The organism is Lacticaseibacillus zhaodongensis (assembly GCF_009687905.1).
Taxonomy (GTDB): domain Bacteria; phylum Bacillota; class Bacilli; order Lactobacillales; family Lactobacillaceae; genus Lacticaseibacillus; species Lacticaseibacillus zhaodongensis.
The window spans coordinates 49898-68296 of record NZ_BLBG01000012.1; the positions used below are offsets into that span (position 1 = coordinate 49898).

The following is an 18399-nucleotide window of genomic DNA, read 5'->3' on the forward strand; positions in this document are numbered from 1 at the left end:
ATGCACTTAATGTTAGCACCGCGCTAGTCTTTACGTAATAGCAGCGGTCAATCAGAAGTAATTGTCATACACAGAGTGCGGAACTAAAACGGCGGCGAAGCATCGCGCCCCGCCGCCGTTCATAAATATATTTAGTTTTAGTTATCAGCTGCGTGCTTCGCCACGATTGCGTCCGCCTGCGCCTGGGTTGCCTGCACCTCACCCTGGGCTTCGTTAAGTGCCCGGGTCTTGGCATCTGAATCTGCGCGGGCAGATTCGGTCTCCTTCTTAGCAGCGGCCAACTGGTTCTGCAGGTCAGCAATCTTACCCGTCAGTTCTGCTACCTGGTTGTTGAGCTTGCTGATGGAGTCATTCGCCGTGTTGAGCTTTTGCTGGAGAGCATCAACCTCCGCCTGCTTCGCCATCACGCGCTGGTTACCGATGTCGATCTGCTGCTGAACTTCCCGAATCTTTTCCTGAATCTGCCGCTGCAGGGACGCCACTTCGCTGTCCTTTTGTTTGGCCAAGTTGTCGTACTGCGTCTGGAGCTGTGCTTTCTGGTTGGTCAAATCGGTCACATTAGCTCGCGCTGTGTTCAAGTCACTCTGACTAGTCGCCAGCTGTTTTTGGGTTGCGTCCAGGCTCGTCTTGGCCGTGGTGAGCTGCGTCTGGCTGTCCTTCAACGCGTTGGTCTTGTTCGTCAGCATGGAATCCAATGTCGAAAGGCTAGCGTTGATACTAGCAATGTTGTTGTGCCCAGTCCAGTAGTTGTCAGCAAAGGCCTTAACGCCCATCCCTGCAAAACCAAGCGTCACGGCGGCGATAACAGCAGTAGCAATCTTAAGCAATGTAGCCTTCTTCATAGTGAATTCCCCCAAAATTTTAGTTATATAGTCAACAATCAGCATTTTTGCGTATAAAAAAACTCGTAATCGGCATTCTAGTCGGTAGCGGGTTGTTTCCATTCCGAACGTATAAATTTGATGCACATCCGCACTTGTAACGATTATCGTTTGCGAACGTGCCGTGCTTCCTATGAATACTATTATGCCTGTTATTTTTGAAGATAGCAACATTAACTAACAAAAAGTTTGTAAAAGTTCCGATAATTAGCGTTATACCGGCGTTTGCTCGTAAATAAAGGTAGCATATCAATAACTAATAGCAGTCATTACTTAAACAAAATATCCATTTGAGCAGTGTTTTCGTGTCAGCCCATTCTGTATGCTTGTTATGCAAAAAGTTAGGTTATATGGAGATATGAATCATGGCTAATGCTACGATAACCTGCGTTTTAATAACAAAAAAAGCGAAACTCACCTGAGTTTCGCTTTTTCAGCATTTTGCTTCCCTTAATTGCTAATTTATTGTGGTAAAGCTTAATCAACACCATGCTCGCGTGGCTTAGCTAATCCGAATAGACCAAGCGTTGGGGTTAGACCGACCCAAACTGCCGTTAACAGCAAATTAGTTTAGTTGAACAACTTTGCTGCCCCATCCGGCACGCGTACCAGATCCCGAGCAACCAGTTCCTCGGCAATTTGGACCGTGTTCCAAGCCGCACCCTTGAGCAGGTTATCGGAAACGACCCACATGTGGTAAGCACCAGGGTTCTCGACGTCGGCGCGGATGCGGCCGACGAAGGTGTCGCGCTTGCCTTCAGCCGTCAATGGCTGCGGGTAAAGCTGCTTGCTTGGGTCGTCCTGCACGACAACGCCAGGCGCCTTGGCAAGGGCCGCGCGCAGATCATCCGGCGTTGGCTGCTGTTCAGTCTCAAAGTAGACCGTTTCGCCATGGCCAATCGGAACGGGCACGCGGACACAGGTCGCGGTGACCTTGATGTCAGGGGCGTTCTTGTCGCCGAGCATGATCTTCTTGGTTTCGTGGATCATCTTCCACTCTTCGTGCGTGTAGTCAGCGTCCTCGAAGACATCGATTTGCGGCAGGAGGTTGAAGGCCAATGGGTAGTGCTTTTCAGCGCCCTTGACCGGCAAAATTTTGGCATCCATTGGCTTGCCGTCCAGGTAATCCTGAGCTTCACTGCGCAGCTCGTTGATGGCAGACTGGCCGGCACCACTAGCAGCCTGGTAAGTGGACACGATGACCTGCTTCAAGCCGTACTGAGCGCGAATTGGTTCCAGCGCCACCACCATCTGAATCGTGGAACAGTTCGGGTTGGCGATGATACCGTTGTGGCCGGCCAAGGCGTCGGGGTTCACTTCGGGCACGACCAGCGGCACGTTGTCGTCCATGCGGAAGTGCGAGGTGTTGTCAACGCAGACGGCCCCGCGCTTTACGGCTTCTGGCAGCAAGCGGCCGGAGACATCCCCACCAGCGGAGGCGAGTACAATGTCGATGCCGTTGAATGAATCCGGAACGGCCTCCTCAACTGTTACCGGCTTGCCGTTGAAGTGGAGCGTTTTGCCTGCGGAACGGGATGAGGCCAACAGGTGCACCTCGTTAACTGGAATCGTTGACTGCTCCAACTGCTGAATCAGCCGGGTGCCGACCGCGCCGGTTGCCCCGAGAATTGCTACGTTAAACTTCTTATCTGCCATAATTGCCGTTACTCCTTAATGATTTAATTTTGAGCTGCAAGAACCCACTGCTTCTTACTGATTTTGCTGTGCAAACTGCTGGATCCGCTTGACTGCTTCTTCCAACTTGGCGGTCGCCGCCGCGTAGGACAGGCGCAGGTAACCCGCGCCGCCGGGGCCAAAGACCGAACCGGGGACCAGGCCGACTTTAGCCTCCCGCGCCAAACGCAGGTTGAAGGCCACGTCGTCCGTGCCGAAGCGGGCCGGCATTTTGGCGAAAATGTAGAACGCCCCACCCGGCGTCGCGGCACTGAAGCCAGCCTGCTTGAGGCCCGCCAGTACCAAGTCACGGCGCGCGCGGTACTGCTCGCGCATAATTGCGGGATCCTTGCGTCCGTCATTCAGCGCGGCGAGGGCCGCCAGCTGCATCGGGCTCGCCACCGTCGTGACCATGTACTGGTGCATTTTGCCGACCTGCTTGGTTAACGCCGCGGGCCCGGCAACGTAGCCGACCCGGTAGCCGGTCATCGCGTGCGACTTGCTGAGGCCGCTGATCAGCAGCGTCTGCTCGGGCAAAAGCTTACCCAGACTCAGGTGATCCGCATCGTAGCTGAGCTCGGCGTAAATTTCATCAGCAAGCACCAGCAGGTTCGTGTCCGCAATGGCCGCCGCCAGCGCCTTGATCTGCGCGTGGGTGTAGGTCACACCGGTCGGATTACCCGGATAGTTAATGACCATGGCCTTGGCGTCAGGATGCTGCGCTAGGGTTTGCTTGAGCAGTGCCGGCGTCATGATGAAGTCCGGCGCGGTATTGACCTCAACTACGTTCAGTCCGTGCATCCGGCTGACCGCCGCGTACAGTGGGAAGGTCGGGGTCGGCACGATGATGGTGTCACCAGGGTTGAACAAGGCCTGAATCGACGCGGTAATCGCCTCCGTCGCCCCAGTGGTCACGACGACCTCTTCCGGTGCGTAGTGGGCGGCAAAGCGCTCGGCCAGGTAATTGCTGACGGCGCTACGCAGCTCAGGATAACCCATTGACGGTGCGTAGTGGGAATGGTCGTTCTCGATTGCACTGACCGTCGCCTGTTTAACGTGTTCTGGCACCGCAAAATCTGGTTCCCCGAGCGTCAGTTTGATGATGCCTGGGACGCTAGAAATCTGCTGATCCACCGCGCGAATCGCTGACGGCTGCACCTGTGCGAGCAGCTTGTTGCCCAAACCGCTTAGTCCTGCTTTTGCTTCTGGCATGTGTTCACCCCTTGTCCAATCTAATTACTTACAGCAACGCGTCGAGACCGACCGTCAGCGGTTGCTTGAGGCCATTGACCCCACGCAGCGCGATGCGAATCCCGGCCATGAACGACAAACGATCGAACGAACTCTGCTTGATGGTCAGGCTCTCACCCGGCGCACCGAAGATAACTTCCTCTTCGGCAATGTAACCAGGCAACCGAATCGCGTGCACCTGCACGTCATCGATCCGTTCACCGCGGGAAGCGTCATCCGTCTGCGGCTTCTTTGGCTTAGGAGCCAGTGGAGCGCTCTTGCGGGCCTTGCTGATAAGCTGGGCCGTTGCGCGCGCCGTCCCGCTTGGGGAGTCAAGCTTGTCGGCGTGGTGAATCTCCAGCACCTCGGCGTCAGGCATGAACTGCGCGGCCTTGGCCGCAAACTGCATCATGAGGACAGCGGAGATGGAGAAGTTCGGCACGATCAGCAAGTGGCGGCCGTTGTTTTTGGCCAACTCACCCAAGTTTTCAGTATCCTTAGGGCTGAGACCGGAAGTCCCGATCAGCGTGTCGAAACCGTGGCTGAGCGCGTACTCACCGTTGCTACGGGCGCCATCGGGAGTGGTCATGTCCATCCAGACGTCGGCCTTAATGTTGATGTCCTTGTAATCGGTGAAGACCGGGAAGTCGGCGGGCTCAGCACCCAGCGGACTGTAGGCCCCTACAATTTTAATATCATCGGTTTCGTTGATCATCGTGGTAATTTTGCGGCCCATTTTACCAAACGCACCGGCTAATAAAACTGTTGTCATTATTCCGCCTCCAAAATGCTTACTACTTGCTCTGCCTCATCGTCTGTCAGTGGAATCATCGGCAGACGCATGCGGCCGTTGATCTCGCCGCGCCGCGCCAGGTACATCTTCGTTGGCGCCGGGGATGGGAACATGAACAGTGCCTGCATCTTGGGCTTCAAAGCGGCCATCAATGCATCAGCCTTGGCAGTATCGCCGGCCGCCTCGGCATCGAGGCAGGCGCGCATCTGCTTGCCGTAGAAGTGACTGGCAACGGAGATGACCCCCGCCGCGCCGGCCCGCACGGCGTCCAGCATCTGCGCGTCCTCACCGGTGAAGACGGTAAAGTCCGCCGGTGCGTGCGCGGTGATGTACTTGATGTCGGCAGGCGTGGTCACCTGCTTGACCGCGTTGATGTTCGGGTGGTCCGCCAGCTTCAGCAGCGACTCGTTGGTCAGACCGACAACGGAGCGGCCGGGAATGTTGTAAAGCATGACCGGTACCGCGCTGGCATCGGCGATTTCCGTGAAGTGGGCGATCATCCCCGCATGGCTCGGCTTGTTGTAGTAAGGCGTGACGGCCAAAAGCCCATTCACGCCCTTGATTTCACTTGCCTCCCGCGCCAGTTTGACGGACGCGGCGGTGTTGTTACTGCCAACGTTGGCAATCACCAGCGCGCGGCCGTGCACGTGCGTTGCAAAATACTGGAACAGCGCGATTTTTTCGTCTTCCGTCAGGGTCGGTGATTCACCGGTGGTTCCGGCAACGATGAAGCCCTGAGTGCCCTCCTTCAGCAGCCGTTCAACCAAGTTATCAAGGGCAGGGTAATCAACATCCCCGTTCGTGTTAAAGGGTGTGATGATTGCGGTCATAATCTGAACATTCTCGTACATTTCAGTCATCCTTTCTTACATCTGCATGCGGTGGGCCAAGAAGCGGGTCAGTGCCCCGACTCCCGGCAGCAATGCATCCTCATTCGGGCTCATCTGGTCGCTGTGCAGCGTGTGCTCCGGGTCGCCGACGCCGAGCCACACCATGGTACCCGGGAACTGTTGCAGCAAGTAGCCAAAATCCTCACCGGTCATGGCTGGCGCGATGTCCGCAAAATCGGTCTGCGGATCGTTACGCATGAAGTCGATCAAGTCGGCGGTTTGTTCCGGCGCATTTTCAACCGGCATGTAACCACCTTGAATCAGCTTCAAATCAGCCTGCACATCGTAGGTAGCAGCAACGCCATCCGCAATCGCCCGCACCCGCTTTTGCATCATCTCGATATCCTGCTGGCGGAACGCCCGGATGGTCCCGTCCAGCTGGGCGCTACCGGCAATCACGTTGCCGATGGTGCCGGCGTGCAGGTCACCAATCGTGACGACCCCGCCGCGGACCGGATCAACGTTGCGGGACACGACCGTCTGCACCTGCATCACGAAGGCCGCGGCCGCAACTAAGGCATCCTTGGCCTCGTGTGGAAAGGCGGCGTGGCCGGAAACACCAGTAATTTTGAGGTGAATCTCGGTCGTGCCCGCAAACAACGTCCCCATGCGGCTGGCAATCTGCCCGGCCGGCAGCTGCGGGTTGTCGTGCAACCCGTAGAACTCATCGGGCCGCCACTTGCCGCTGAACACGCCAGTTTCGTACACGCGCTTGCCGCCGTAATCATTCTCCTCTGCGGGCTGGAAGAAGAAAATCATGTTGTCTCGCGGTTGCGTCTGCGTGAAGTGGTACAGAATCCCGAGGGCAACGGTCATGTGCACGTCATGCCCGCACGCGTGCATCTGCCCGGGAATAGTCGAGGCAAAAGGCAAACCGGTGCGCTCCGTGACGGGCAGGGCGTCGATGTCGGTCCGGTAACCAATCGTCCGATTGCCCTCAGTCCCCTGCAGCCGCACGAGAATGGCGGTTGGCACAGTTTCAACGCCACGCACCTCCATAAATGGTACCTGCCACTTGGCAATTAACTTGCGCAGGTACGCGCTCGTGCGCTCTTCATGCAGCGCCAGCTCCGGAATCCGGTGCAGATTCTCCCGAATTGTACTCAGTTCACTTGCCGTTAAATCAGCCATTCGCACTTGCCCCCATCTTAATCCTGAACGCTAAATGTTACGTAGGTCGTCAATCAAACCGGTCTTGGATTCAGTTTTAGCATCCACCTGCTTGATGATTTTGGCCGGAACACCACCGACAACCTCGCCGGCGGGAACATCCTTGGTCACCACAGCACCCGCCGCAACGACCGCCCCAGCACCAACGCGCACACCCTCAAGCACGACGGCGTTTGCACCGATCAGCACGTTGTCTTCAATGATGACTGGCGTTGCGGATGCGGGTTCAACCACCCCCGCGAGCACGGTGCCCGCACCGATGTGGCAGTGCTTGCCAACGGTGGCGCGACCGCCGAGGACAGCGCCCATGTCGATCATGGTCTCGTCCCCGATGACGGCACCGATGTTGATGACGGCGCCCATCATGATGACGGCCTTATCACCGATAGCAACGTGCTCACGAATGATGGCGCCCGGCTCGATGCGGGCGTTCACGCCGGCAATGTTCTTGAGCGGCACTCCTGAGTTCCGGGCACTAACTTCGGCCCGCTGCTCCGTGATGTGGCCGCTATTAGCCTGCAGCCAAGGTGCCAGCACGTCGTTATCGCCGTACAGCTGGCCGGTCTTAACGTCCAGGAACGCCTGCACACCAGCCGGCACTGGGGTCAGCGCAGCCATATCGCCGGCAATGGTGACGTGGACTGGGGTTTGCTTAGGGGCGTTAGCGATGTATTCGATAATTTTTTCAGCGTCAAAATTCTGAGTCATGATGATCTCCTTCTATATAAATGCTTGGATGGCTAGTTAATCGTACGCGGGCAAGTCCATTCAGGCGCCTTGGGCTTGTAGTTCCCGCTGCTACGGTAGCTTTGTCTAGGTTCAGCAGTTGGTTGATGCCGGCGGGCGGCGCATCTTGCTCCCGTTGCGCTGGCGGCAGTGACTGACAGGCATGCTGGGGCCCGGTTCCAGACTTGGCGAAGTTCACGCCAAGTCTTCCACCTTAGCTCCGAGCCCGCCGTTTCTATACAACGTTTTCGGTAAACTCGCAGTACTACTTAGTCTACTACTAGCGGTCTCTCCGCTATCCCCGATAATTGAGAGCAACACTCTTGCGAAACCCACGCAAGAATGTCGCTCTCAATTATCGTTTCAGCATGGTCACTCCCGCCAGCTCCACTCAGCAAGAGGCGCGGCCCGCCTACGTAACAGTTCTAAGCCAGTTAAGTTGAAAATGACCACCTGAGTTCATTACCAGAAACATACGTGGAACAGATAACCATCCATGTATGCGTCATAAGCATGAGCTTCACCGTCTAACGTAGGGTGGCAGGCGCCTCTTTCGGAGCAACCGTTGAGGGGGTGACCGAGCTGTCGCGATAATCAGCGCGACTCAACACGATTTTTGTTGAGTTGCGTTGATTATCGGGGAGAACGGAAAGACCGCGAAGGAGCGTAGCGACGCGGGCTTGTAGTTCAGGGTCAAGACTCGCGTATTTTGCGAGGCTTGAACCCGGCCCCAGCGAGTCTTTGTCATCCCCTCAACGGCGGCAGCGGAGAAAGATGCGGCTGCCACCCGACAGTCAACGACCAATGTGACCGGATCAGGTTCTACGCTTTGTAGTCCATGTCGTGGTCGCAGAGGTCGACCCAGGTTTCGCGCCGGACTGCGACTTGGCTCTTGCCGTCCTCCGCGAAGACCACTGCTGGCCGCGGATTGCGATTGTACAGGGACGCCATGGAATAACCGTACGCACCGGTCGCCAGCACCGCGATGACATCGCCCGCAGTAATTTTGGGGAGTTTAGCGTCCTTAATCAGGATGTCGCCGGACTCGCAGCACTTGCCGGCTAGGGTCACCGTCTCTTCTGCGGGTGCGGTCGCGGCTTTGGCGAGGACCGCCTCGTACTCCGCCTGGTAGAGTGCTGGGCGGATGTTGTCGCCCATGCCGCCATCAACGGTTTGGTAGGTGCGCACACCTGGGATGACCTTGCGGGAACCAGCCGTGTAGAGCGTGTAACCGGCGGGGCCGACAATGGAGCGACCTGGTTCAATCCAGACGGCCGGCATTGGGGCACCAACTTTCTCGCTTTCAGTCGCGATGGTGTCGGCGAGCACCTTCACGAAGGCGCTTGGTGGCAATGGCTTGTCGTCATCCGTGTACTGGATACCGAAGCCACCACCAACATCGAGAACCTTGGGCTGGAAGTTACACTGCGCGGCGATTTGGACCAACTTTTGCGCTTCGGCCACGAAGCCAGCAGTTTCAAAAATCTGGGAACCGATGTGGGCGTGCAGACCAAGCAAGTTGATGCTGTCTGCGGCTTGGGCCTTCTTGATTGCGGCCGCGGCCTGACCGCTTTCGACATCATAACCAAACTTGCTGTCGGACTGGCCGGTCATGATGTACTCGTGCGTGTGCGCGGAAACGGACGGCGTAATGCGGATGAGGATGTTTTGCACCACGCCCTGCTTTTTGGTCAAGGCAATCAGGCGGTCGAGCTCGTAGTCGTTATCCACGATGATCGTGCCCAGACCGCTGTCCACGGCGAGCTCCAATTCAAGGTCGGACTTGTTATTACCATTAAGTGAAACGTTGGCCATATCGAAGCCCGCCTTCATTGCCGTGGTGATCTCGCCGCCGGACACAACGTCCAGGTGGGCACCCTCACTCGCCGCAACTTGAAACATCGCGATGCAAGCAAAAGCCTTAGCCGCATAACTCACGGTAAAGTCCGCATCCTGCGCGGCAAAAGCCGCCTTGTACGCACGGATTGCAGCGCGAATGCGACTCACATCGTAAACATACAGTGGTGTGCCGTATTGCTGAGCAAGCTGCTGGGCGTCCACGCCGCCGATGCTCAGGGCGCCGGTTGCGGTAGTATCAATCTTAATCGTCATGTTCTTCCTCCTGCCGGGTATGACCTGCAAAATGCCCGGAACGCTGAGCCCCTAAGTTTCATTTTGCAATTAACTTTTGTCTTAATTGTGCGCGGAACTGCTTAATTAATGACCATTCAGTGCACAAATTCTTCATTACTTACTTGCATCATTGAAATCATCCACCACGACCCGAGGCAAGCGCTCCGTGAAGATAATGGATTGTTCCCACGGCGCTAAACCGGTGTGGGCGGCCATGTCGTCGAGGGTGATGCGCTTGTCACCATCTTTGCCGAGCACGGTAACCTTCGTCCCCAGCGGCAGTGGTCCAGGCAGCCGAATCATCATCGCGTCCATGGCAATTTTGCCGAGAATCTGGCACTCCTGACCATTAACTAGGACGTGGAAGCCAGTGAGCTTGCGGGTCAGGCCATCGCCGTAGCCAAGTGGCAGGGTGCCGACCCATTCGCCCTCTTTTGCCTGGTAGATGTGGGCGTAGGAGATGCCATCCCCCGCGTGCATCTGCTTCACAAAAATCAGCTGCGTTTCGAGCCGCTCAATTTGTTCGAGGTAATCGGCGGGTCGCAAACTGCCGAGTGACGGCTCAATCCCGTACGCGATGGTCCCGGCACGAATGACGTCGGTCGGAATTTTGTCTGCGTGGTACATCGCGGCGCTTGAGTTAGCAACGTGGACCATGACCGGCTTCGGCAAGGTGTCCGTCAGCTCATGCCAGCGCGTGAGCTGCTTATTGAAGTACTCGTTGTGCACGGAATCGGCTTCGGAGAAGTGCGTCATCAGGCCGTGATAATTAAACTTGCTGGGGTTAGCGGCCATGAATTCAAGGCTGGCGTCGATCTCGGCGCGGTCGCGGTAACCGATGCGGCCCATCCCCGTGTCAACGGCGATGGAAACCAGCAATTGCTTGCGGCCATCCATCTGGGCCGCGGCGGTCTTGAGCCAGTCGCGACTGCCGACCGTGGTGATGAGGTCATAGTCAGCACACAACTGCGCGTATTCGGGCTGGACGAGCGACATGATCAGAATCGGTGCGGTGACGCCGGACTCGCGGAGCGCCAGGGCCTCATCAATCACGGCGACGGCCAGGCCATCCGCGCCGCCTTCAAGCGCGGCCTTACCAACCTCCAGGAGCCCGTACCCGTACGCGTTCGCCTTGACCGCGAGAAACACGGTTTTGGCGTGGGACGCCTCACGCACAGCGGCTAAGTTGTGCGCGATGGCGTGACGAGAAATTAGTAACCTAGTGGGACGGTGATTAGCAATGACCATGTGAAGTACCTCCGTAAGTGTTGCGATTTAAAAAATAGTTTGCTGCTATGTGGTAGAAAACAAATACCCCATTGGATTTGCGCTTGTTCGCACATCCAATGGGGCACAGACCATATGTAATAATTCGGTCGACCGTATGAACAGCGATAGCGCTCCGTCACTTCTGCGACGACAGTCCAGCACTTATTCAGCGCTGGCCCAAGCGAACGTTTGTCATCACGTCCACTTTCGGCGGTCTCCCCCTTCACACGTCGTCGGCGTTTCTTGACGAAACTAAGACGTGCTACTCATGTCGACCGCAACCTCTATCTACTTTTTTGATATTGGCATTAGAATACGTCTCAAAAGTCACACTGTCAAGGTGTTGACAAGATTAAAATTTAAGGATTAACTATGTGGCGAGTCTAATTTTGGAAAGTAGGTCCCGTTATGAAGGTCATCAAGTTCGGTGGTTCATCGCTTGCTAGCGGCGAACAGGTGCAAAAAGCAATCAATATCATCGTCGCCGATCCCGCGCGGCGAATCGTTGTCGTTTCCGCTCCTGGCAAGCGGCACAAAGGCGACGTTAAGGTCACAGATTTACTCGAGCAGCTCGCTAAAACCGTGCAAAACAGTGGCGATACCAGCGCGCTTGAAGATGAAATTTTGGGCCGCTACCAAGCCATCAGCGAATACTTCAGCATGTCCGGCTCCGATGTCCTTAGCAAACTGCGGGAGCACCTGCAAAATCTGGAACACCAGAGCTACCCAAGCAGTGAACACCTCTTCGCTGCCTTCATGGCTCAGGGTGAGAACATGAACGCCCGCCTGATTGCCCGGGTAATGCGCCACCTCGGCTACCGCGCCCGCTTTGTTGACCCTAAGGAACTCGGTATGGTGGTCAGCGGGTCACCACGGTCCGCCGAGATTCGCGAGGACAGTTACGAACGAATCGGCAAGTTCCAACTGGAACCCGGTGAGATCATCATCGTGCCCGGCTTCTTTGCCTACGATGAGGACGGCAACTACGCCACTTTTGCCCGCGGCGGCTCTGACATCACCGGCTCGATTCTTGCCCGCGGTTTTGATGTCGACCTCTACGAAAACTTCACCGACGTGTCAGCAATCTACGCGGTTGGCCCCGACGTGGTGCCGCACCCCCGTGCAATCAACACGCTGACATACCGGGAGATGCGGGAACTTTCCTACGCCGGCTTCTCCGTCTTTAACGACGAGGCTATCATCCCCGTCATCCGCGCCGGTATTCGCGTCAACGTCAAGAACACCAACGACCCCGACGCACCCGGCACCATGATTGCCCCGACCAAGGACGTTAAGCACCACCACCTCATCACCGGCATTGCGGCCAACGACGGCTTCACCGCCCTCTACCTGCACCGCTACCTGCTGAACAAGGAAGTCGGGCTGACCCTGCGGATTCTGCAGATTCTCTACAAGTACAACGTCAGTTACGAACACATGCCATCAGGGATCGATGACCTGACCATTATCTTTGCCAAGGACCAGCTGAACGCCAGCCAAATGAGTGCCATGACCGACGACATCAAGGCTGAAATCAAGCCGGACCGCATCGAATGGTTCGATGATTTTGCCATCATCATGGTCGTTGGTGAGGGCCTCTACACTCGCAACGACTTGATTGCTAGAGTCATGGACAAGCTGGCCGAACAGGATATTGCCCCAACAATGATCAACCAGGGTGCCTCCCGTATCAGCACCATGATCGGCGTGGACAGCGACCGGGCCCTAGACGCAGTACGCGCAATTTACACGCTGAGTTGCGAGAAAAAAGAAGCACAGAGCGAAGGCGCGGCAAGATAAACTAGTCGGTTGCTAATTTCAAATTAATCCATAATGCCGCAGTCCCTTTTCAATGCCCCCAGCCATGTTGCTGGCGGTGACGAATTCGGCTGCGGCTTTGTATTGCGCGCTCGCGTTAGCCATCGCAACCACGTGCTGCACCACCGTTGCCATTGGTAAGTCATTGTCGCCGTCACCAAACGCATAGGTGGTCCAGCCCGTTAGTTCTGGCTGGGCAAGCAAAATTTTCAGGCCAGACGCCTTGCTCAAACGGCGCTCGATGAGATCAAGGTCGAAGGGTGAATCCCGATAGAACTGGAGCTCTGGGAACTGCTGGGCATAACGGTCCCGTACCGCCTGCCCGCCCGCATCATCGGCCGCAAAAATCAGCATCCGCGTCGCCTGGGCGTGCCGATAATATTCCGCGTCAACAGGTGGTAATTCCTGCTGCACATCGGAGTAGTTGCCCCGGACAAGTTCATTCACTCCGGACAAAACGGCCCCCGACTCGTTGTACCAAGCAACGACTAAGCCGTCTTTTGCCGCCTGCTCGCTGAGGGCGGTAACGAGTGCGGGCGCGATATGCTGGTTCGCAATCAGCTTGCCGTGCAAAAAAATGCTGGCGCCATTGCCGGCTACGGCGGTGTCAATGCCAGTCTGCGTGAGCAGCCCGCGGATTTCCCACAAATCGCGGCCGGTGGCAATGACCGGTAAGTTGCCGTTTTTAACTAGGTCCCTTAGCGCCTGCAAGGTTTGCGAACCAACAGTTTTATCGTCTCGCATCAAGGTGCCGTCCAGATCAAAAAATACTACTGCGTGTGCCATCCTTTTAGCCTCCATCTGTTCGCTACAAAACAAGCCTAACAGCATTGAAAACCAACGGCAAGCGCTTTCAGATGGGCTTCTGGGCGACGCTTTAGCAAAATTTTGCCGGTTTTCAGTTCAGTCCGTGACACTTTTGCCATTAATCAGCCGCAAAACGTGGCATAAAGATTAAATTCAGATTGGACTTGACCGAGAATTGGTTTAGCCGTACCATAGCTTTAATCAAGTCTTACGTTGAGGAGATAAGTAGCCTTCCGAAATGCCACAGAGAGCCGGATTTAGGTGCAAGCCGGTGCACGGACGGACGCGAACATGGTCTCTGAGTATTGTCTGGGCGAGCCGTCAGGTTAACCCACACCGGGTGCGCCCGTTACCGCGTCGCAGTATCGAAAACAACTTTTTCCCGTACTGGGTGAGTGCTTAGCGGTGACGCTAAGCAGAAAACGGGTGGTACCACGAATTTCGTCCCGCAGTCCTAATTTTTTAGGGTTGCGGGACTTTTTTTATGGAAACAGAGCGGAGTGAGTCGCTTAGAAGCTGAGCATTAACGTACTCTGGGCAAAATGCTTGGGCTTTAGCATTTGGACCAGAGTGTGTTAAGCGCAAGCTTCTGCCTCACGCAGCTCGACTAGACACCGTAAACTAGAACTTCTGATACTGATAGCACCTAATCCATCCCCTTGGAGGTAATCATATGTCGTCTGTTCACATCTTAAACGGTCTAACCGCACCCGTTGACAGCAAGCCGCAGCGGAACGCGCGTAACATTCTTATTCTGAACCTGATGCCGAACCGCGCGGTCACTGAGCAGCAGTTCGTGCAGGCCTTCGCCGCGACCGGCATTCCGGTCAACCTGACCTTCTGCCTGCCGGCCACGCATCACATTCGCCAGCACGAGGCGGAGCTGCGTGCCAAGTACCGCAGCTTTGATCAGGTTCGCAAGCAGTATTTTGACGCCCTGATCGTGACCGGCGCGCCTCTGGACCGGGTGGCCTTCAATACCGTGGATTACTGGCCGGAGCTGCAGGACATCCTCGCCTGGCGCCATGATCATACCAGGGGCAGCCTGTTCATCTGCTGGGGCGCGTACGCGGCGGGTAAAATCGACGGCATTTTCACCGGCAAGCAGATCGACCGCAAAATTACCGGGGTGTTCACCACTGACGGCTACACGATGCCGCAGTCACGCTACTTCATCATCCCCCAGGAATCCGTTAAGCGCGGTAGCGTCATCGCTGGCAATTCCGAACTCGGGGCAACCATCGTGACCGAGCCCATTAGCCATTCAACATACGTCGCCGGGCACTTCGAATACCTGACCGGCACCCTCGCGGACGAATATAACCGCGACCGCCACAAGAACGGCGCCAAGGCACCACGGCCGGTTAACTATTTTGCCGCCGACTTACGACCCCGCAACAGCTGGCAGGCGGACGCCAAGCGCTTTTACACCGAATGGTTAAACGCCATTCCTAAGCAAACACGTACTAACAAGGAGGAAACAATCAATGTCTAGAAAAATTGCAACGCAGCTAACTCAAGGTACTAACGGTACGGATGACGGCAACACCGGCTCCGTTGTCGCCCCGTTGAACTTCTCCACCGCGTTCCGGCACCCCGGACTGGGCGAATCAACCGGTTTCGATTACTCCCGGCTCGCCGGCCCGACCCGGCAGCTCCTTGAAGGCCAGCTGGCAGCCATCGAATACGGCACGCACGCCTTCGCCACCAGCTCCGGCATGGCAGCCATTGACCTTGTTTTCTCCGCCTTCACCCGCTCCGGCGACCACTTCATTTGCAGTGACGACCTCTACGGTGGCTCCTTCCGCTACTTCGACGAGCGTCAGGACAAGTACAATGTCCAGTACGACAAGTGGAACGGTATCAACGTTGACGACTTGCTACTCAAAATTAAGAAAAGTACCAAGCTCATCTGGCTCGAGTCCCCATCGAACCCAACCATGAAGATCATCGACATCGAGGGCGTGGCCAAGGCCGTGCACGCAATCCGGCCCGACATCCTGATTGCAGTGGATAATACCTTCCTGACCCCGATCTACCAGAACCCAATCAAGCTTGGCGCCGACGTGGTTGTCCACTCCGCCACCAAGTACCTGGGTGGCCACAACGACATTTTGGCTGGTGCGGTCATCGTCAATGACGACAAGCTCGGCGCCATTTTGCAAGAAGAGTTGACCACCACCGGCCAGACGCTGGATTCCTTCGACTCGTGGCTGCTGATCCGCTCGCTCAAGACGCTACACGTCCGCATGGCGGCCCACACCGCTAACGCCCGCTACCTCGCTGAACGCCTGCCAACACTGACTGGTGTCGACAAGGTGCTCTACGCTGGGGTCGGCGGCATGATCAGCTTCTACCTGAACGACAAGTACAGCGTGGACAAGTTCCTGCGCGCACTGCGGGTCTGTTCATTCGCCGAGAGTCTGGGCGGGGTCGAGTCCCTAATCACCGTGCCGTACATCCAGACCCACCACGATATGCCCGTTGGTGACCGACTGGCGCTGGGCATCACGCCGCAACTCATTCGTCTGTCCGTTGGTTTGGAAGACAAAGACGACCTCTGGGACGACCTGCAGCAGGCCGTTGCCGCCGCCAAAGAAGATAAGGAGTAATTCGCCATGCATGATTGGACCAAAATTATCAAGAAAACTACTGTCGCTGACAAACTGAGTGGGGCCGTGAACACCCCCATCCAGCTCTCGACCACCTTCAACCAGCCGAGTTTTGACCACTTCGGCGAGTTCGACTACGCGCGCAGTGGCAACCCCACCCGCAAAGTCGCCGAAGACGCGGTCGCTTCTCTTGAAGACGCTCGCTACGGCTTTCTTTACAGTACCGGCATGGCGGCCATTTCCTCCGTTTTGCTTACCTTCAGCCAGGGCGACCACCTGATCGTGTCCAAGTACGTTTACGGCGGCACCTTCCGGATTCTGGAACAGGTACTGAACCGCTACGGCATTGAGCACACTTTTGTTGACCTCGGTGACCTCGACGCCGTGCGCGCGGCCATCAAGCCGAACACCAAGGCCATCTACATCGAGACACCATCCAACCCGATTCTCGCCGTTGCCGACCTGGACGCGCTGGTCGCAATTGCCCATGAACACAAGCTCCTGACGATTGCGGACAACACCTTCATGTCCCCAGTTTTGCAAAAGCCAATCAAACACGGCGTCGACATTGTTGTCCACTCCGCAACCAAGTTCCTGTCCGGCCACTCCGACATCCTCGCCGGGGCCGCCATCACCGACAACAAGGAGCTTGCGGACCGCATCTACTTCATCCAAAATGCCGTGGGTGCAACGCTTGGCGTCACTGATTCCTGGTTGCTCTTGCGCGGCATCAAGACCCTCGGCATCCGCATGCAGCAGAGCAGTTCCGCAGCACTGAAGATTGCAACCTGGCTGTAGAAACAGCCCCAAGTGACCAGGGTCTGCTACCCAGGTCTACCCAGCAACCCTGGTTACGCAATCCAGAAGCGCCAGGCCAAAAACGGCGGTGCGGTCTTGAGTTTTGACGTCGGCAGTGAGGACAACGCCCGCATCATCGCCGAGAACACCAAGATCCCCGAATTCTCTGTCTCCCTCGGCGGTACCGAAACCATTCTTTCCTACCCACCGAAGATGAGCCACGCGGAACTTAGTGAAGCAGAGCGCGCGAAGTCCGGCATCACCCCTGGCCTGCTCCGCTACTCCGTCGGCATTGAAGATCCAGACGACCTGATTGCGGACTTGCAGCAGGCACTAGCCCTGATCAAATAAGCTTGGCGCCACTTGCGTATAGTCGCGCAAAGCAGGAGGCATTGATATGACAAGAATTAACATCGGCCTGCTCGGACTCGGCACGGTTGGCTCGGGCATCGTCAACATTTTGCAGCGGAAGCGGCCCCAGCTTGCGGCCCTCGACCTGCACATCACCCGTGCGGCGGTCCGCAACCTCTACCCCAAGCGCCAGGCGCTGTACCCCGACATCGAGCTGACCACCAGCGCCGTCAGCATCACCCAGGACCCCGACATCGACGTGGTCATCGAGGTAATGGGTGGCGTAAAGGACACCTACCCGCTCCTGGTCAACGCCTTGAAGCACGGTAAGCACGTCGTTTCCGCCAACAAGGACCTGCTGTCGGAATACGGTCCCGAACTGAGCAAGCTTGCCCAGCAAAACCATGTCGGCCTGTACTATGAGGCCGCGGTCACGGGCGCCATCCCCATTTTGCACGTCCTAGCCCAGTCTTACGCTGGGGACAAAATTACGCGGGTGGCCGGGATCGTTAACGGGACGAGCAACTACATCCTGACCCAAATGGTCCGCGAAGGCCGCGGCTACCAAGAAGCACTCGCCGCCGCGCAGGAACTCGGGTTCGCTGAAGCCGACCCCACTAACGATGTGGAAGGCTTCGACGCGGCGTACAAGCTGTTGATCCTCAGCCGCTTTGCGTTCGGGATGACGCCCAAACTGGCGGACGTTAAGCGCCAGGGCATCACCACGCTCCAAAGCGGCGACTTCGCGGCTGCGCGCCACTTCGGTTACACGCTCAAGCCACTGGCGGTGGGCATGCTGCGCGCAGAACAACTGGATCTGCGGGTCGGTCCCTACCTTGTGTCGCCAAACCACGCCTTCAGCAGCGTTATCTACGAAAATAATGCTGTTGTCGTTGACTCCCTCAACACCAAAGAAATCATGCTGAGCGGACCCGGTGCGGGTTCCCTGCCGACCGCCAACTCAATTATTTCCGACCTGGTCACGATTGGCACCGCGATTCACAACGGCATCGAGCCGGCACCGTTCACCAGTTTGGTGGCACCGACGGCCATTTGCAGCCCGGACCGCAGTGTGGCGGCCCGGCTGATTGCGCTGAAGACCAGTCCGGAACACTTTGCCGAGCTGCGGGGCCAGCTCGGAATCACCTACACGAAGCCGTACGTGGAGGATGGAGTGCCTTACAATTGTTAGACAGAAGAAATAACAGTTATGAGGTGCTTACATGTATTATAAATACTCGACCCAA

14 protein-coding genes, 1 pseudogene, 1 riboswitch and 1 other annotated feature are annotated in these 18399 nt (G+C 56.6%); of the genes and pseudogenes, 5 read left to right on the forward strand and 10 right to left on the reverse strand.

What is annotated here, in order from left to right; all coding sequences use genetic code 11:
- Nucleotides 1–137: 137 nt before the first annotated feature.
- The 9 genes from GN107_RS08625 to alr form a co-directional block, all read right to left on the reverse strand.
- Nucleotides 138–842: a hypothetical protein gene (locus GN107_RS08625; RefSeq protein ID WP_155287407.1), complete on the reverse strand. Its 705-nt coding sequence runs from the start codon at nt 840–842 to the stop codon at nt 138–140.
- Between the two features lie 609 nt (nt 843–1451).
- Nucleotides 1452–2537, reverse strand: a complete 1086-nt coding sequence (locus tag GN107_RS08630; RefSeq protein ID WP_155287408.1) for an aspartate-semialdehyde dehydrogenase — start codon at nt 2535–2537, stop codon at nt 1452–1454.
- Between the two features lie 54 nt (nt 2538–2591).
- Complete coding sequence (locus GN107_RS08635; protein WP_155287409.1) at nt 2592–3767, reverse strand: aminotransferase class I/II-fold pyridoxal phosphate-dependent enzyme; 1176 nt, start codon at nt 3765–3767, stop codon at nt 2592–2594.
- Between the two features lie 28 nt (nt 3768–3795).
- Nucleotides 3796–4557: a 4-hydroxy-tetrahydrodipicolinate reductase gene (gene dapB / locus GN107_RS08640; RefSeq protein WP_155287410.1), complete on the reverse strand. Its 762-nt coding sequence runs from the start codon at nt 4555–4557 to the stop codon at nt 3796–3798.
- Nucleotides 4557–5429, reverse strand: coding sequence for a 4-hydroxy-tetrahydrodipicolinate synthase (dapA, locus tag GN107_RS08645; RefSeq protein WP_155287411.1), 873 nt, complete (start codon nt 5427–5429; stop codon nt 4557–4559). Before dapA ends, dapB begins: the two co-directional genes overlap by 1 nt.
- 15 nt (nt 5430–5444) lie before the next feature.
- Entirely contained in the window at nt 5445–6599 is a 1155-nt protein-coding gene (locus GN107_RS08650) for an N-acetyldiaminopimelate deacetylase (RefSeq protein WP_155287412.1), read from the reverse strand.
- A 30-nt stretch (nt 6600–6629) separates the two neighbouring features.
- A complete protein-coding gene (gene dapD, locus GN107_RS08655; protein WP_155287413.1) occupies nt 6630–7346 on the reverse strand; it encodes a 2,3,4,5-tetrahydropyridine-2,6-dicarboxylate N-acetyltransferase in 717 nt (238 codons plus the stop codon).
- Between the two features lie 840 nt (nt 7347–8186).
- On the reverse strand, nt 8187–9470 hold the full coding sequence (lysA, locus tag GN107_RS08660; RefSeq protein WP_371863485.1) for a diaminopimelate decarboxylase: 1284 nt from the start codon (nt 9468–9470) through the stop codon (nt 8187–8189).
- Nucleotides 9471–9611: 141 nt separating this feature from the next.
- Nucleotides 9612–10745, reverse strand: a complete 1134-nt coding sequence (gene alr, locus GN107_RS08665) for an alanine racemase (protein ID WP_155287415.1) — start codon at nt 10743–10745, stop codon at nt 9612–9614.
- A 139-nt stretch (nt 10746–10884) separates the two neighbouring features.
- Nucleotides 10885–11061: riboswitch (Lysine riboswitch) on the reverse strand.
- Nucleotides 11062–11174: 113 nt separating this feature from the next.
- Between alr and GN107_RS08670 the strand changes: the two genes are divergently transcribed.
- Entirely contained in the window at nt 11175–12566 is a 1392-nt protein-coding gene (locus GN107_RS08670; protein ID WP_155287416.1) for an aspartate kinase, read from the forward strand.
- Between the two features lie 18 nt (nt 12567–12584).
- Here the strand turns inward: GN107_RS08670 and GN107_RS08675 are convergent, their stop codons facing one another.
- Nucleotides 12585–13370, reverse strand: coding sequence for a Cof-type HAD-IIB family hydrolase (locus GN107_RS08675; protein ID WP_196246300.1), 786 nt, complete (start codon nt 13368–13370; stop codon nt 12585–12587).
- A 225-nt stretch (nt 13371–13595) separates the two neighbouring features.
- Nucleotides 13596–13843 (forward strand) — a binding site (T-box leader).
- 221 nt (nt 13844–14064) lie between these two features.
- Between GN107_RS08675 and GN107_RS08680 the strand changes: the two genes are divergently transcribed.
- From GN107_RS08680 to GN107_RS08695, 4 genes and pseudogenes are all read left to right on the forward strand, one after another.
- Complete coding sequence (locus tag GN107_RS08680) at nt 14065–14886, forward strand: homoserine O-acetyltransferase/O-succinyltransferase family protein (RefSeq protein WP_155287418.1); 822 nt, start codon at nt 14065–14067, stop codon at nt 14884–14886.
- Entirely contained in the window at nt 14879–16003 is a 1125-nt protein-coding gene (locus GN107_RS08685) for a trans-sulfuration enzyme family protein (protein ID WP_155287419.1), read from the forward strand. The genes GN107_RS08680 and GN107_RS08685 overlap by 8 nt, the downstream gene beginning before the upstream one ends.
- A 6-nt stretch (nt 16004–16009) precedes the next feature.
- Nucleotides 16010–17152: pseudogene (locus tag GN107_RS08690) on the forward strand (trans-sulfuration enzyme family protein).
- A gap of 46 nt (nt 17153–17198) precedes the next feature.
- Nucleotides 17199–18344: a homoserine dehydrogenase gene (locus GN107_RS08695; RefSeq protein WP_155287420.1), complete on the forward strand. Its 1146-nt coding sequence runs from the start codon at nt 17199–17201 to the stop codon at nt 18342–18344.
- Nucleotides 18345–18399: the final 55 nt, after the last annotated feature.

Excerpts from the sequence above, each read along its gene's own strand:
- GN107_RS08625 (WP_155287407.1), bottom strand. The coding sequence starts at position 842 with ATGAAGAAGGCTACATTGCTTAAGATTGCTACTGCTGTTATCGCCGCC.
- GN107_RS08630 (WP_155287408.1), bottom strand. The coding sequence starts at position 2,537 with ATGGCAGATAAGAAGTTTAACGTAGCAATTCTCGGGGCAACCGGCGCG.
- GN107_RS08635 (WP_155287409.1), bottom strand. The coding sequence starts at position 3,767 with ATGCCAGAAGCAAAAGCAGGACTAAGCGGTTTGGGCAACAAGCTGCTC.
- dapB (WP_155287410.1), bottom strand. The coding sequence starts at position 4,557 with ATGACAACAGTTTTATTAGCCGGTGCGTTTGGTAAAATGGGCCGCAAA.
- dapA (WP_155287411.1), bottom strand. The coding sequence starts at position 5,429 with ATGTACGAGAATGTTCAGATTATGACCGCAATCATCACACCCTTTAAC.
- GN107_RS08650 (WP_155287412.1), bottom strand. The coding sequence starts at position 6,599 with ATGGCTGATTTAACGGCAAGTGAACTGAGTACAATTCGGGAGAATCTG.
- dapD (WP_155287413.1), bottom strand. The coding sequence starts at position 7,346 with ATGACTCAGAATTTTGACGCTGAAAAAATTATCGAATACATCGCTAAC.
- alr (WP_155287415.1), bottom strand. The coding sequence starts at position 10,745 with ATGGTCATTGCTAATCACCGTCCCACTAGGTTACTAATTTCTCGTCAC.
- GN107_RS08670 (WP_155287416.1), top strand. The coding sequence starts at position 11,175 with ATGAAGGTCATCAAGTTCGGTGGTTCATCGCTTGCTAGCGGCGAACAG.
- GN107_RS08675 (WP_196246300.1), bottom strand. The coding sequence starts at position 13,370 with ATGGCACACGCAGTAGTATTTTTTGATCTGGACGGCACCTTGATGCGA.
- GN107_RS08680 (WP_155287418.1), top strand. The coding sequence starts at position 14,065 with ATGTCGTCTGTTCACATCTTAAACGGTCTAACCGCACCCGTTGACAGC.
- GN107_RS08685 (WP_155287419.1), top strand. The coding sequence starts at position 14,879 with ATGTCTAGAAAAATTGCAACGCAGCTAACTCAAGGTACTAACGGTACG.
- GN107_RS08695 (WP_155287420.1), top strand. The coding sequence starts at position 17,199 with ATGACAAGAATTAACATCGGCCTGCTCGGACTCGGCACGGTTGGCTCG.